Here is a 14,077-nt window from a genome sequence, read left to right as displayed (position 1 = left end):
GTCTACTCCTGTCAGTATCTGACGACTGACTTAGGACAGTGCCCCCTGGTTGGAAAGGCGGGTCCGGGAAACGATGCGCCCGGTTGCGCCGGTCCGGCCTGCTATCTCACGTCACCATAGCTTGCAAAAACGAGGCCGCGGTCGCTTTCCTTGGCGGCCACCTTGACCGTTGCGATCTCCGTGCCGATCCGGGCGATATCGTCGAGGATCAGGCCCTGCGGCAGATGCACGACGCCGATGGAGCAGCGCAGCAACGGGAAATCGCGCTCCACGCCGGTGCGGTCATGGCCGCGGATCCGGCCTGCCGCCCTCTCCTCTTCAGAATAAAGCGCGACGGCGTCATCGTGGAAATCCGATAGAAGGCGTTCGAGGATTTCCTCCAGTTCGTCGCGGCTCCAGTCGCGAATGCCGATAAAGAAATCGTCGCCGCCGACATGGCCTAGAAAATGTTCGTCGGAGAAGAAATAGCGCTTCATCAGCGCCGCAAACAGCGAGATGGCGTGGTCGCCCATCTGGAAGCCGTAATGATCGTTGAACGGCTTAAAATGGTCGAAGTCGCAATAGCAGAAGAAGCGCTGCTCGTCGTCATCGCGGCCGGCCTGGTACATGAAGTCGCGGATGGCCCGGTTGCCGGGAAGACCCGTCAGCGGGTTCTGGTCCTGGGCGATCTTGAGCTGCTTTTCGTTGACCACCTTGATCAGCGAGGCGGCCGAGACGACGCCGGCATAACGCATGTTTTCGGTGAGGATGACGCAGGCGCTGTTTTCCATGTTGGCAAACAGGCTCATCAGCTCTTCCGCTTCCGCATCCAGCCCGATGATCGGCGCGCGCTCGACGAAATGGGCGATGGTGCGCTCATAGACCTTGTTCTTCAGGAGATCGCGGCCGAAGGGCTGATAGATGAATTCCTTGAGATGATATTCGTTGATGACGCCGCGCGGTTCGCCATTGGCGTTCAGCACCGGAAAGAAGGCCTGGCGCGGATTGCGGCGAAACAGTTCGAAGACGCTGTCGATGCTTTCGTTTTCATACACGGTCGGCAGTTTTTCGATCTGCTTGCGGATGAGGATTTCGTCGAGCGACTGGCTGGAGCGGCGCGACGCGCCGATCTCGGCCAGGTGCGGATAGGCCGGCTTCAGTTCCGTCACGAAACTGGTGGGTCTCGCGATGAAATAGCCCTGCACCAGATCGACGCCGTATTCGCGGCAGGTGAGGAATTCGGCCTCGGTCTCGATGCCTTCGGCAATCACGCGGATGCCGAGCACATGGGCAATATTGACGATGTTCTTGACGAGATGCCGTTTGCGCGGATTGACATCGATATCCGAAATGAAGTGCCGGTCGATCTTCAGGTAGTCGACCGGGTAGTCGCAGAGCAGCTTCATCTCGCCATGGCCGACGCCGAAATCGTCAATCGCCAGCTTGAAGCCTGCCTTGCGCATCTCGCTCATCAACTCGGCAAATTCCGGCACCGAGGTGTTGTCGAACCGCTCGGACAGCTCGAAGCAGACCGAGGACGGCGCGACGCCTGCCTGGCGCAGATGCTGGACGATCTTTTCGAGGAAAAGCTGGCCGTCGCGGATCATCCGGACATCGAGATTGAGAAACAGCGTCTGGCTGGAGAAATCCGGAAGGCCGGCGAATTTGGCAAGGGCCCGGTGGGCGACCATCTGTTCGAGCGCCAGAAGCTGGCCGCCGTCATGGGCCTGGTCGATCAGTTCGAGCGGCGAGGCAAAGCCGAGACGGTCATGGCCGCGCAGCAGCAATTCATAGCCGAACACGGACCCGGTGGCGACCTCCACGATCGGCTGGAAGGCGTTCTCGATGACGAGCTTGGCCAGAGGCAAAAGCTGATCGCTGGCATAGCGACGGAAAACGCCCGGTTCCAGAACGGCCGCAGACGACATGCAATTCACCCCATTTACTGCGTGGGCGAGATCCGCCCGGCGCCTTATTCACGGGCGCCACCTTTGCCTCCATTGGTCAAAAATACCTTTCCCGCAAATGACAGTTCGATGAAACTTCCATGACAGTAATTTATCTTTCTAATACAATGAGTTGTAAATATTACATCGTCTGGCTTGGGCAGGTGCGGTCCCACGTCAACGCCACGAGCCAAGCTTAAGCTTCCACAGGGATTTCCCCCACAGTCCCCGGCCGTGCGCTTTTGAGACAGCGCTGTTCGCAATCCCTGCTTGATTGCGCGGCCAATCGAAAATAACTCATTCTGGCGGTCTTCCTCGTCTTCAAGAAAAGCAGCCCGGTCATGTCCCGTCCGAACATTCTCATCATCATGGTCGACCAGATGAATGGCACGCTGTTTCCGGATGGGCCGGCGGACTGGCTGCATGTGCCGCATCTGAAGGCGCTGGCTGCACGCTCTGCCCGCTTCCAGAACAACTACACCTCGTCGCCGCTTTGCGCGCCGGCCCGCGCCTCGTTCATGGCGGGGCAGCTGCCGAGCAGAACCGGGGTTTATGACAATGCCGCCGAATACGTTTCGTCTATCCCGACCTATGCGCATCACCTGCGCCGCGCTGGCTATTACACAGCGCTTTCTGGAAAGATGCATTTCGTCGGGCCGGACCAGATGCACGGGTTCGAGGAACGGCTGACCACCGACATCTACCCGGCCGATTTCGGCTGGACGCCGGATTACCGCAAACCGGGTGAGCGGATCGACTGGTGGTATCACAACATGGGTTCCGTCACCGGTGCCGGCGTTGCCGAGATTTCCAACCAGATGGAATATGACGACGAGGTGGCCTTCCTCGCCAACCAGAAGCTCTATCATCTCAGCCGCGACAACGACGACGAAGACCGCAGGCCCTGGGCATTAACGGTGTCGTTCACGCATCCGCACGACCCCTATGTGGCACGCCGGAAGTTCTGGGACCTGTATAACGACTGCGAACACCTGATGCCCGAGGTCGGCATGCTCGCAGAGCAGGATCCGCATTCGGCCCGCATCCTCAAGTCCTGCGACTATCCGGCTTTCGAGATCACCGACGAGCATGTGCGGCGGGCGCGCCAAGGCTATTTCGCCAACATCTCCTATATCGACGAAAAGGTCGGTGAGCTGGTCGACACGCTGACCCGGACACGGATGCTCGATAACACGTTCATCCTGTTCTGCTCCGACCATGGCGACATGCTGGGCGAGCGCGGATTGTGGTTCAAGATGAACTTCTTCGAGGGGTCATCCAGGGTGCCGCTGATGATCGCCGGTCCTCAGATCACGCCGTCGCTAAACTCCGCGCCGGTTTCCAATCTCGACATCACGCCAACGCTTTGCGATCTCGCCGGCATCTCGATGGACGAGATCATGCCCTGGACCGATGGCGAAAGCCTGAAGCCGGTGATCGATGGCGGCACCCGCACCGCGCCGGTGCTGATGGAATATGCCGCCGAAGCCTCGCATGCGCCGCTGGTGGGCATTCGCGAGGGCAAGTGGAAATACGTGCATTGCGAGCTCGATCCCGAACAGCTCTACGACCTCGATGCCGACCCCCACGAGCTCAAGAACCTGGCGCATGACCCGGCGCATGCCGCCGTCATGAACGGGTTTCGCGCCAAGCGGGCGCAAAAGTGGGACATGGCAAAATTCGACGCGGCCGTGCGCGAAAGCCAGGCGCGGCGCTGGGTGGTCTATGAAGCGCTGCGCAACGGCGCCTATTACCCGTGGGATCACCAACCCCTGCAGAAAGCCTCGGAGCGCTACATGCGCAACCATATGAACCTCGACAATCTGGAAGAGTCCAAGCGCTATCCCCGCGGGGAATAGGCGCCAAGGAACGGAGAAGACCCATGAAAGCACAACCAGTCGCCAGCCATTTCATCGACGGCGAGTATGTCGAGGATACCGATGGCAGCGTCATCGAGAGCCTTTACCCGGCGACGGGTGAAGTGATCGCAAGGTTGCATGCGGCAACGCCCGCCATCGTCGAAAAGGCGATCGCCGCCGCCAAGCGCGCCCAGCCGGAATGGGCGGCAATGAGCCCGACTGCTCGCGGCCGGATCCTGAAGCGGGCAGCCGAGATCATGCGGACCCGCAACCGAGAGCTTTCCGAGCTGGAGACGCTCGATACCGGCAAGCCGATCCAGGAGACGATCGTCGCCGACCCGACATCGGGCGCCGACAGTTTCGAGTTCTTCGGCGGCGTGATCGCGGCCGGAATGAATGGTCAGTACATCCCGCTCGGCGGCGATTTTGCCTATACGAAGCGGGTGCCACTCGGCGTCTGCGTCGGCATCGGCGCCTGGAACTATCCGCAGCAGATCGCCTGCTGGAAGGGCGCACCGGCGCTCGCCGCCGGCAATGCGATGGTGTTCAAGCCGTCCGAAAACACGCCGCTCGGCGCGCTCAAGATCGCCGAGATCCTGATCGAGGCCGGCCTGCCGAAGGGCCTCTTCAACGTTATCCAGGGCGACCGCACGACCGGGCCGCTTCTGGTAGAACACCCTGATGTGGCCAAGGTTTCGCTGACCGGCTCGGTGCCGACAGGCCGCAAGGTGGCGGCAAGCGCTGCCGGCAATCTCAAGCATGTGACGATGGAACTCGGCGGCAAGTCACCGCTGATCGTGTTCGACGATGCGGATATCGATTCCGCCATCGGCGGGGCGATGCTCGGCAATTTCTATTCGACCGGGCAGGTCTGCTCCAACGGCACCCGCGTGTTCGTGCAGAAGGCAATCCGGGACGAATTCCTGTCGCGGCTGAAGGCTCGCACCGAAAAGATGGTGATCGGCGACCCGATGGACGAGGCAACCCAGGTGGGGCCGATGGTCTCCTACGACCAGCGCCAGAAGGTGATGTCCTATATCGAGAAGGGCAAGTCGGAAGGCGCGACGCTCGTCACCGGCGGCGGCATTCCCAACAATGTCTCCGGCGAAGGCTATTATATTCAGCCGACGGTGTTTGCCGATGTCACCGACGACATGACCATCGCCCGTGAAGAGATCTTCGGACCCGTCATGTGCGTGCTCGACTTCGATAACGAGGAAGAGGTGATCGCGCGCGCCAACGCCACCGAATTCGGCTTGTCCGCTGGGGTCTTTACCGCTGATCTGACACGCGGCCATCGCGTCGCGGATCTTCTGGAAGCAGGCACGCTGTGGATCAACACCTACAATCTCTGCCCGGTGGAAATCCCTTTCGGCGGGTCAAAGCAGTCCGGTTTCGGCCGTGAAAACTCGCTTGCGGCACTGGAGCATTATTCGGAGCTGAAGACGGTGTATGTGGGAATGGGCAAGGTAGAGGCGCCGTATTGAACGCCTCGTCAGCCCACCACCAGATCATCGAGATCGACCTTGAGGACAGCGGAGATGCGTTTCAGCTCGTCGACGCTGCCGGGTTTCTCGCCGGTCTCGATCTGGGCCATGCAAGACTGCGAAATGCCCGCCGCGTCGGCGAGTTCGGAGACAGTCATCTTCCGGTAGGTGCGGAAAGTGCGGATGCGGCTGTCTGTTTCGAACAGTTCGTACACAAGCTCGGCCGGCCAAGTTTCTTCGCCGGCCTCGATACGAGCCATAACTTCGCCAGCCGTGATGGTATCCATCATGTCCTCGAATTCTTCTTCGGGGACAAGAACGAAGGGCTTACCATTGATAACCGTTCTGTTGAAAACACCCATCATTCAATCCTTGTAGGCACCGCCCCTGGGGCCGGCGTCGATGACCAAAACGAGGTTCGTCTGTTCATCGATGATGATCCTGTCAGCACCGACCCTGATGCGGATGAGAGGGCTACCCACCAGCTTCTCGAGGTCGACCCTTTCGCCACGGGCGAAAGCATCAACCTTCGACTTGATTGCAGCCTGTCGTTTAGGCTGCATCCGGCTCAGGCTCTTTTGTGCGACACGAGAATACTGAACCGGCTTCATCCCGGCAATATCGTTTAGAATCGAATTTCATTCAACCACGGATTGAGAAGAATGCTTCAGGCAGATTTCGTCATCATCGGTTCCGGCTCGGCGGGTTCGGCCATGGCTTACCGGCTGTCCGAGGACGGAAAGCATTCGGTCATCGTGATCGAGGCGGGCGGTACCGATTATGGTCCGTTTATCCAGATGCCGGCGGCACTTGCCTGGCCGATGAGCATGAAGCGCTACAACTGGGGTTATTATTCGGAGCCGGAACCGAACCTCGGCAACCGCCGGATTACCGCGCCGCGGGGCAAGGTGCTGGGTGGTTCGTCCTCGATCAATGGTCTCGTCTATGTGCGCGGGCATGCCGAAGACTACAACCGCTGGGAGGATCTTGGCGCGACCGGCTGGTCCTATGCGGATGTGTTGCCCTATTTCAAGCGGATGGAAACGGCCCACGGTGGCGAAGAGGGATGGCGCGGCACCGATGGGCCGATGCATGTGCAGCGCGGGCCGATGACCAATCCGCTGTTCCATGCCTTCATCCGGGCGGGTGCAGAGGCCGGTTTCGAGACCACCGACGATTACAACGGCTCGAAGCAGGAAGGCTTCGGGCTGATGGAGCAGACGATCCATGACGGTCGCCGCTGGTCTGCTGCCAATGCCTATCTGCGGCCGGCGATGAAGCGGAAGAATGTCGAAGTCGTCTATGGGCTGGCGCAGAAGGTCGTGATCGAGAACGGTCGTGCGATTGGCGTCGAAGTTCTGCGGCGGGGCGTGCCGGAAGTGGTCAAGGCAAACCGCGAGGTGATCATTGCCGCCTCGTCCTTCAACTCGCCGAAACTCTTGATGCTGTCTGGCATCGGGCCGGCGGCGCATCTGAGGGAGATGGGGATCGAGGTCGTGGCCGACCGGCCGGGCGTCGGTGCCAACCTGCAGGATCACATGGAGTTCTACTTCCAGCAGATCTCCACCAAGCCTGTCTCGCTCTATTCCTGGCTGCCCTGGTTCTGGCAGGGCGTGGCGGGTGCCCAGTGGCTGATGACCAAGGGTGGCCTGGGCGCCTCCAACCAGTTCGAGGCCTGCGCGTTCCTCCGCTCGGAACCGGGCCTGAAGCAGCCGGATATCCAGTATCATTTTCTGCCTGTTGCGATTTCATACGACGGCAAGGCGGCGGCGAAGAGCCACGGGTTCCAGGTGCATGTGGGCTACAACCTGTCGAAATCGCGCGGCGCGGTGACGCTGCGCTCGTCCGATCCGAAGGACGATCCTGTCATCCGCTTCAACTACATGAGCCACGAGGAAGACTGGATCAAGTTCCGCCACTGCGTGCGGTTGACGCGCGAGATCTTCAGCCAAAAGGCGTTCGACGATTATCGCGGGCCGGAGATCCAGCCGGGCGAACAGGTTGAGAGCGACGAGGAAATCGATGCCTTTCTGCGCGAGCATCTGGAAAGCGCCTATCACCCCTGCGGTACCTGCCGGATGGGCAGGGCCGACGATCTGATGGCGGTGGTCGATCCGGAATGCCGGGTGATCGGCGTCGAAGGGCTGCGGGTGGCCGACAGTTCGATCTTCCCGCATGTCACCTATGGCAATCTCAACGGCCCGTCGATCATGACCGGCGAGAAGGCAGCGGATCATATTCTGGGCAGACAGCCCCTGCCCCGCAGCAATCAGGAGCCCTGGGTCAATCCGAGAGCGGCGATGAGCGACCGCTAAGGTCGTGCGGTGTCAGTGGTAGTCGTCCTCGCGCTGGTGGCGGATGGCGAGGATGGTGACGGACGTCTCGCTGTCTATTCTGAACAGCACGACATAGCCAGACGAACCGAATGGAACGAGCATTTCTCGAAGGAGTGCATTGCCGCCTAAGGCCTTGCGGCAACTGAATGGGAAGTCTTCGAGCAATACCACCGACTGTGCAATGAGTTCCAGCACACGGGCCGCGGCGTCCTCGTCGCGATCCAGCAGATATGCATAGAGCCGTTTGAGATCAACTCGCGCGCGCTCCGTCCACTTCACGAGATAGCTCATTTGGAGCGCTTTTCGGCCCGCTTGGCTTCAAGCATGCCTTTCAGTTCTCCAAAAATCTCTTCAGATGAGTAGTAAACCCCGGTGCGCTCAGCTTCGGCCAGACCTGCCAGCCCCCTGGCGATAAACTCCGCCTGGGTCTTTCGGTAGTCGATCTGCTTTTTCAGCGAGTCCTCGACGAAGGCGGAGAGCGTTTCACCTTCCTTCAGCACGCTTTCGGCAGCCGCGCGGAGTTCCGGGTCGACGCGCAGCGACGGGATGGTTGCGGTTTTCATTAGCATCACCTCATGCGTTGCAAGTGCGATGCATGATGCGCCTGGAAGCGTATTCTGGCAAGTGGATCCGGATCACATCGCGGGGGAGGACAAAGCCCTGATGCGGTCCACGATCAGCCGGTTGAGGGCGCGGTAGTCGCCATCGAAATGATGGCCGCCGGGGCGTGAATGGACGAGTGTGCCGGGGATGTCCTCGACAGCAGGACAGGCCGTGTCTTCCTCCTCCGTGCCATAGATGCACTGGATCTTGTGCGGCTCGATCTCGGCGATGTCATCGACCGGATCGCCCTGCTTGGCGGCCCCTGCCCAGCCGAGCCAGCCGGTGACGGCGATCTCGAAATCGGCTTGGTGCGAGAGCGCCAGAAGTGAGAGAAACGAGACAGTCTGCTTATCTCTCTCCGGCAGCAGTCGATAGGTGGCGGGCAGGATGTTGGCGCCGAAGGAATAGCCGATCAGGACGACGTTTTTGACGTTCCAGCGCTGGCGGTAGGTGGTGATGATGCGGGAGAGATCGGTGGCCGTCTCCTGCGGTGATTTCTCGGTCCAGAAATAGCGCAGCGCATCGACGCCGACGACCGGGATACCGTCTTCCACGAGATAGGCTGCGAGCTTCTGGTCGATATCGCGCCAGCCGCCGTCGCCGGAATAGATGATCGCCAGCGTATCGTGGAGCGGCACGACCGAGGTCGGAACGATCGGCAGGCCGAGCGGCGACGATGACTGGCGAAGGCGGGCAAGCGTTGTGGAAACGGTTTGCAGCAGCAGGGTTTCCGCGGTTTCGTCCCAGGCGGTGATCTCGATTGCCGGATGGGTCTGCTTCAGCGCATCCGCATGGGCTTCCCCTGCGGGATCCGCCTGCGGCGTCAAAAGGATGCGCACCGGTTCCGGCAGCGGGCCCGGCGTGAGGCCGTATGCGACGCCGCCCTCGACCACCGTCTTGGGGGCCGGCGTGCAGAGGATCTTTTCTACGGGAATGGAAGCCAGCGGATCGATGGCGATGGTTTCTGCGATGGTCGAGGCGGGCGTCTGGGCGGCGATCGCGAGCGCCAGGGCGCCACCGCCGCCGATGCCAGCGATGACCGGCGGGAGGTAGGCGGCGATCTCCTGCTCGCGGTGGATCTGGCGGCTCAGTCCCTCGATATCGGAGACCAGGTAGAGGCAGGTGCGGTCTTCTTCTTTAGCCAGAGCAGCGAAGTAGTCGGGCAGATCGACGCCGACGACCACGGCGCCGTCGGCAGCCAGTGCATCGGAGACCGTCTGCTCGCGGTCCGACCAGCCTTCGGTGCCGGACAGGAGGAGAACGATGCCGGATGCCTTTGCGTCGGGATAGGCGATGCGGTCGGTCGGCAGGCTTCTGATGCCGGGGCCGGCCCACCACTGAAACGCATTCACCGCGGCGGCGACCACGGTGATGCCGGCAACAATTGCAGGCAAAAGCTTCATCGGCGAAGGATGCCCCTCAGGCCGCCGGCAATCAGCTTGGTCACGTCGAACAGGGCAACGAGCGGCATGCCGCGGCCGGAGACGGCGAGATAGCGCGGCTGCCATTCCGGATCGAATTTCGACTTGAAAGCATGAACGCCGCGGAAATTGTAAAAGCGTTCGCCGTTTTCGAAGATGCGGTTGCCGATATGGTTCCAGAGCGGCGCGCGGCGATGGGTGGCAAGACCTGAAAGCGGTGCCATGCCGAGATTGAGAGTGCGATACCCTTCCGACTTGAAGTGCTCCATGATGCGCACGAAGAGCAGATCCATCATGCCGCGATGGGTGTTGGGCACATGCCGCATCAGGTCGATAAAGGCATCGCCGTTCGAACTTGTCGCATGGATATTGGCGAAGGCGACGATGCGGCCTTCGAGACGGATGACGGCGACCGGTCCGGCGGCCACATAGGCCGGCTGGAACGTGCCGAGCGAAAAGCCCTTTTCGGCGGCGTTATGGGCGGCAAGCCAGGCGCGAGAAACGCCAATAAGCTCGTCCATCACGCCGGGCACAGCTTCCGCCGGCAGCAGCGAGAATTCCAGCCCGTCGCGTTCGGCACGGTTGATGGACCGGCGAAGTTTCAGCCAGGCGCCACCCTTCAGATCGAAATCGGTGAGACGAACCACCGCCTGTTCGCCGAGCTTGTAGGGTTTCAGACCCGCCTCGACTGCGCAGGGCAGAAACTCGGGCGAGACCTGGTAGAACACGGCGCGGCAGCCATCGCGGCGCGCGGCGTTCATGAACTTGACGATCAGTCCCGGCCACGCCTTGCGGCAGCCGACCGGATCAAACAGCGCCGCCCAGGTCCGGCCGGAGCGCGCATACATGATGAACGCAGTGCCGCAATCGGAAAACAACAGCTTCTTATCGCCCAGGCGCACGAGGCCGGCGCTGGCGTTGGGCTGGACCGCGAGGATATGGAGCGCTCTCTCCATATCCTCGCCGGACGGGATACGGGAGGCGGGACGCGGAACGCGACGGTGACGGCTGGCGGCCAGCGAGCCGACGAAAGCGACGGTGACGAAACCGGCCGAGACGCGTGTCGTGACGTCGCCGATGACGAGATGCCAGGCGACTGCGAGCAGGTTCTCTTCCAGAAATACGTAGAGCGACAGCGCCGCGGTGAAGGCGATCAGCGCGAAATAGAAGGCAAGGCCGCGATTGCCAAGGACGTCCAGCAGTCGCTCGGCAAGAAATTTGCCGAACTGACCCACAGCGGAGACCGCTTCGCCCTCCGCAACGGCGGGGGCCATCGTTTCATGCGCAATATCTGCCATAGGAGACCTGTCGGACTATCGAACTGCGAGCTTCATAGAGCACTTTGATTTACCGAAGCTTACGCGCGCAGGCTGCATATCAGCTTACGATGCGCCCGGAATTGATAGGGATCAATTTAGAGTGTGAAAAGCTGGTACCCGACCCGTACCAGCACCCTGTCATCGGCCGAAGATCTTCCAGCGGGTCGGACGGAACCTTGCTTCGGAGCCGAGCTCGATCGGTGCGTGCAACGGCACTTCGATCTCCACATGGAAGGGCTCGTGGTCGTTACTTCCACCAGGGTTGGAGATATCGATCTCGGCGATACGGGTGCCGGCCAGACGCCGCGAGGCCGTGACCTTGCCGAACAGCGCGTCGCGCTCCTGCGTCAGTTCCACATCTTCGGGACGGAAGTAGAGGTCGCCAGAACTGTTGGCTTCCCCGGACACGCCGATCGGCTCGCCCTGGAACAGGACCGTGCCGTCCTTCACCTCGACCGGCAGGTGCGAGGATTCGCCGATGAAGGAGAACACGAAGGGCGACCCCGGCCGGTCATAGACGTCGTCGGCCGAGCCGACCTGTTCGATCTTGCCCTGGCTCATGACAACGACGCGGTCGGCCAGCTCCAGCGCTTCTTCCTGGTCGTGGGTGACGAAGACCGTGGTGTGGCCGGTGCGATCGTGAAACTCGCGCAGCCAGCGGCGCAGTTCCTTGCGGACCTTGGCATCGAGCGCGCCGAAGGGTTCGTCGAGCAGCAGGATACGAGGCTCGATCGCCATGGCGCGGGCCAGTGCCACACGCTGGCGCTGGCCGCCGGAAAGCTGGTTCGGATAGCGGCTCTCAAGCCCCGACAGCTGGACCATATCGAGCAGGTCGGAAACGCGCTTGCGGATCTCGGTCTTCGACGGGCGGCTGGCGGAGGGGCGGACCTTCAAGCCGAAGCCGATGTTTTCGGCCACCGTCATATGCCGGAACAGGGCGTAATGCTGGAATACGAAGCCGACATTGCGATCCTGCACGGAATGATGCGAGGCATCTTCGGCGCCGAAGATGATCTGGCCGGCGGTGGGGAAATCGAGGCCTGCGATCAGCCGCAGAAGCGTCGTCTTGCCGGAACCGGACGGACCGAGCAGCGCGATCAGTTCGCCGGACGCAATTTTCAGGGACACGTCGTTCAGCGCGGCGAAGCGGTCGAATTCCTTGCGGATATTGTTGATGCTAACTTCCATAGAGCGGGAGCCTTTTAATGTCTGCCGCCGGCTGAGCCGGCACCGAACCGAAGTTCGAGAAGGGTTTTGAGGGCAAGCGTGACGAGCGCCAGAAGTGCGAGCAGCGAGGCCACCGCGAAGGCTGCAACCATGTTGTACTCATTATAGAGTATCTCCACATGCAGCGGCATCGTGTTGGTGAGCCCGCGGATGCGGCCGGATACGACCGAGACGGCGCCGAATTCGCCCATGGCGCGGGCATTGCAGAGAAGCACGCCGTAAAGCAGGCCCCACTTTATATTGGGCAGCGTCACATACCAGAAGGTCTGCCAGCCGGTTGCCCCGAGAGACAGCGCCGCCTCCTCGTCGCCGGTACCCTGGTCCTGCATCAGCGGGATCAGTTCGCGGGCGATGAAGGGAAAGGTGACGAACACGGTGGCAAGCACGATGCCGGGCACGGCAAACAGGATCTCGATGCCATAGCTCTTCAGCCAGGGTCCAAGCACGCTGGCACTGCCGAACAGAAGCACATAGACGAGACCGGATATGACCGGCGAAATCGAGAACGGCAGGTCGATCAGGGTGATCAGGAAGGCCTTGCCCTTGAATTCGAACTTGGCGATGGCCCATGCCGCCGCAAGCCCGAAGACGAGGTTGAGCGGCACGGCGATGGCGGCGACCGTGAGCGTCAACCCGATCGCGGCCCAGGCATCGGGTTCGACCAGCGCTTCCTCATAAGCACCCCAACCCTCGCGAAACGCCTCGACGAAGACCGAGACGAGCGGCAGGAACAGGAAGAATCCGAGGAAGATGAGGGATACGCCGACCAGGACAAGCTTGGTGGTGAGGCTTTCATCGGCGGGGCTGCGGAAACGTGTGATGCGGGCGGACTTAGACATGAGACAAGACCCTCTCTGCCCTGCCGGGCGACCGGGGTCGAGACACGGGTCTCGCCCCGTCCTTCGGACCGCCCACGGGGAGGGAGAACCGACGTGGCAAGCGCTGCGTTCCTGCATCAGAGGGTGAGGCTGGGTTAAGCCCTCCCCCTTGTGGGGAGGGTTGGGAGGGGTTCTTTTTCAAGGCAGCTCCGAAAACATCAAACATAACCATACCTCCTGCGGCTCCAGGCCTGGATGAGGTTGATCACCAGCAGCATGGCAAACGAGATCAGCAGCATGATCGTGGCGATTGCGGTGGCGCCGGCGTAGTTGAACTCTTCCAGCCGGATGACGATCAGAAGCGGCGCGATTTCCGAGACGTACGGAATGTTGCCGGCGATGAAGATGACCGAGCCGTATTCGCCAACACCGCGGGCAAAGGCGAGTGCGAAGCCGGTGAGGATGGCGGGCGCCAAGCCCGGCAGCAGAACCTGGAATATGGTCTGGAACCGGTTGGCGCCGAGCGTTGCTGCCGCCTCCTCCACCTCGCGATCGATCTCTTCCATGATCGGCTGCACGGTGCGCACGACGAAGGGAAGACCGATGAAGATCAGCGCGATGACGATGCCGTAGGGCGTAAACGCGATGCGGAACGGCATGAACAGCGAACCGATCCAACCATTCGGCGCATAGAGCGACGCGAATGCGATGCCGGCGACCGCCGTCGGCAGGGCAAACGGCAGGTCCACCATGGCATCGATCAACCGGCGACCGGGAAACCGGTAGCGGGTCAGCACCCAGGCGAGCAGCGTGCCGAATACGACATTGATGAGTGCTGCCGCAAAGGCCGTGCCGAAGGACACGGTGAGAGCCCGGATCGTTCTTTGATCCGAAAGGATGGCGAAGAAGCCTGACCAGCCGAGCTCGGCCGTGCGCCAGAGCAGGCCTGCGATCGGAATGAGGATGATAAGCGACAGGTAGGCGAGCGAAAAGCCGAGCGTCAACCCGAAACCCGGGATGATGCTCGGCTGTTTTACCCGCCACCGTGCCGACGTGGCAGCGGTGGATGAGGTCATGTCGGT

General features: G+C 61.3%; 13 protein-coding genes. 3 read left to right on the top strand and 10 right to left on the bottom strand.

Translation table 11 applies throughout. From position 1 onward, the window contains the following. Nucleotides 1-101: 101 nt before the first annotated feature. Nucleotides 102-1,907 (bottom strand): GGDEF domain-containing protein, encoded by a 1,806-nt coding sequence (locus tag ACQY1P_RS09400; RefSeq protein ID WP_430256247.1) that lies wholly within the window; start codon nucleotides 1,905-1,907, stop codon nucleotides 102-104. Between the two features lie 359 nt (nucleotides 1,908-2,266). Here ACQY1P_RS09400 and betC point away from each other — a divergent pair, with 359 nt between their 5' ends. Continuing rightward, nucleotides 2,267-3,784: a choline-sulfatase gene (gene betC, locus ACQY1P_RS09395; protein WP_062453536.1), complete on the top strand. Its 1,518-nt coding sequence runs from the start codon at nucleotides 2,267-2,269 to the stop codon at nucleotides 3,782-3,784. Nucleotides 3,785-3,807: 23 nt separating this feature from the next. Next, complete coding sequence (gene betB, locus ACQY1P_RS09390) at nucleotides 3,808-5,271, top strand: betaine-aldehyde dehydrogenase (RefSeq protein ID WP_430256245.1); 1,464 nt, start codon at nucleotides 3,808-3,810, stop codon at nucleotides 5,269-5,271. An 8-nt stretch (nucleotides 5,272-5,279) separates the two neighbouring features. On the opposite strand, the gene ACQY1P_RS09385 is transcribed toward betB, so the two are convergent. Together ACQY1P_RS09385 and ACQY1P_RS09380 are read right to left on the bottom strand one after the other, a co-directional pair. Beyond that, nucleotides 5,280-5,561 carry a helix-turn-helix domain-containing protein gene (locus ACQY1P_RS09385; RefSeq protein ID WP_430256243.1) on the bottom strand — a complete coding sequence of 94 codons (282 nt, stop codon included), beginning with the start codon at nucleotides 5,559-5,561 and terminating at the stop codon, nucleotides 5,280-5,282. 75 nt (nucleotides 5,562-5,636) lie between these two features. Next, entirely contained in the window at nucleotides 5,637-5,834 is a 198-nt protein-coding gene (locus tag ACQY1P_RS09380) for a type II toxin-antitoxin system RelE family toxin (protein WP_430256241.1), read from the bottom strand. 99 nt (nucleotides 5,835-5,933) lie between these two features. Here ACQY1P_RS09380 and betA point away from each other — a divergent pair, with 99 nt between their 5' ends. After that, nucleotides 5,934-7,586 carry a choline dehydrogenase gene (betA, locus tag ACQY1P_RS09375; protein WP_430256239.1) on the top strand — a complete coding sequence of 551 codons (1,653 nt, stop codon included), beginning with the start codon at nucleotides 5,934-5,936 and terminating at the stop codon, nucleotides 7,584-7,586. 12 nt (nucleotides 7,587-7,598) lie between these two features. Here betA and ACQY1P_RS09370 read toward each other — a convergent pair whose 3' ends face one another. The 7 genes from ACQY1P_RS09370 to cysT form a co-directional block, all read right to left on the bottom strand. Further along, nucleotides 7,599-7,898: a type II toxin-antitoxin system RelE/ParE family toxin gene (locus tag ACQY1P_RS09370; RefSeq protein WP_092661565.1), complete on the bottom strand. Its 300-nt coding sequence runs from the start codon at nucleotides 7,896-7,898 to the stop codon at nucleotides 7,599-7,601. Further along, the gene (locus ACQY1P_RS09365) at nucleotides 7,895-8,170 is read right to left on the bottom strand and encodes a YlcI/YnfO family protein (protein WP_092661564.1); all 276 of its coding nucleotides are present in this window, start codon (nucleotides 8,168-8,170) and stop codon (nucleotides 7,895-7,897) included. The genes ACQY1P_RS09370 and ACQY1P_RS09365 overlap by 4 nt, the downstream gene beginning before the upstream one ends. A 72-nt stretch (nucleotides 8,171-8,242) precedes the next feature. Beyond that, the gene (locus ACQY1P_RS09360; protein ID WP_430256237.1) at nucleotides 8,243-9,613 is read right to left on the bottom strand and encodes a virulence factor family protein; all 1,371 of its coding nucleotides are present in this window, start codon (nucleotides 9,611-9,613) and stop codon (nucleotides 8,243-8,245) included. Continuing rightward, a complete protein-coding gene (locus tag ACQY1P_RS09355; protein WP_430256235.1) occupies nucleotides 9,610-10,929 on the bottom strand; it encodes a phosphatidylglycerol lysyltransferase domain-containing protein in 1,320 nt (439 codons plus the stop codon). Before ACQY1P_RS09355 ends, ACQY1P_RS09360 begins: the two co-directional genes overlap by 4 nt. A 159-nt stretch (nucleotides 10,930-11,088) precedes the next feature. After that, complete coding sequence (locus tag ACQY1P_RS09350) at nucleotides 11,089-12,138, bottom strand: sulfate/molybdate ABC transporter ATP-binding protein (RefSeq protein WP_430256233.1); 1,050 nt, start codon at nucleotides 12,136-12,138, stop codon at nucleotides 11,089-11,091. A gap of 14 nt (nucleotides 12,139-12,152) precedes the next feature. Further along, nucleotides 12,153-13,016, bottom strand: coding sequence for a sulfate ABC transporter permease subunit CysW (gene cysW / locus ACQY1P_RS09345; RefSeq protein WP_430256231.1), 864 nt, complete (start codon nucleotides 13,014-13,016; stop codon nucleotides 12,153-12,155). 197 nt (nucleotides 13,017-13,213) lie between these two features. Further along, nucleotides 13,214-14,071 carry a sulfate ABC transporter permease subunit CysT gene (cysT, locus tag ACQY1P_RS09340; RefSeq protein ID WP_062453545.1) on the bottom strand — a complete coding sequence of 286 codons (858 nt, stop codon included), beginning with the start codon at nucleotides 14,069-14,071 and terminating at the stop codon, nucleotides 13,214-13,216. Between the last annotated feature and the right edge of the window lie 6 nt (nucleotides 14,072-14,077).

The sequence above is a fragment of the Neorhizobium sp. DAR64872/K0K18 genome, from assembly GCF_050500175.1.
Taxonomy (GTDB): Bacteria; Pseudomonadota; Alphaproteobacteria; order Rhizobiales; family Rhizobiaceae; genus Neorhizobium; species Neorhizobium soli.
This window is presented reverse-complemented; position numbering and strand designations above follow the sequence as displayed.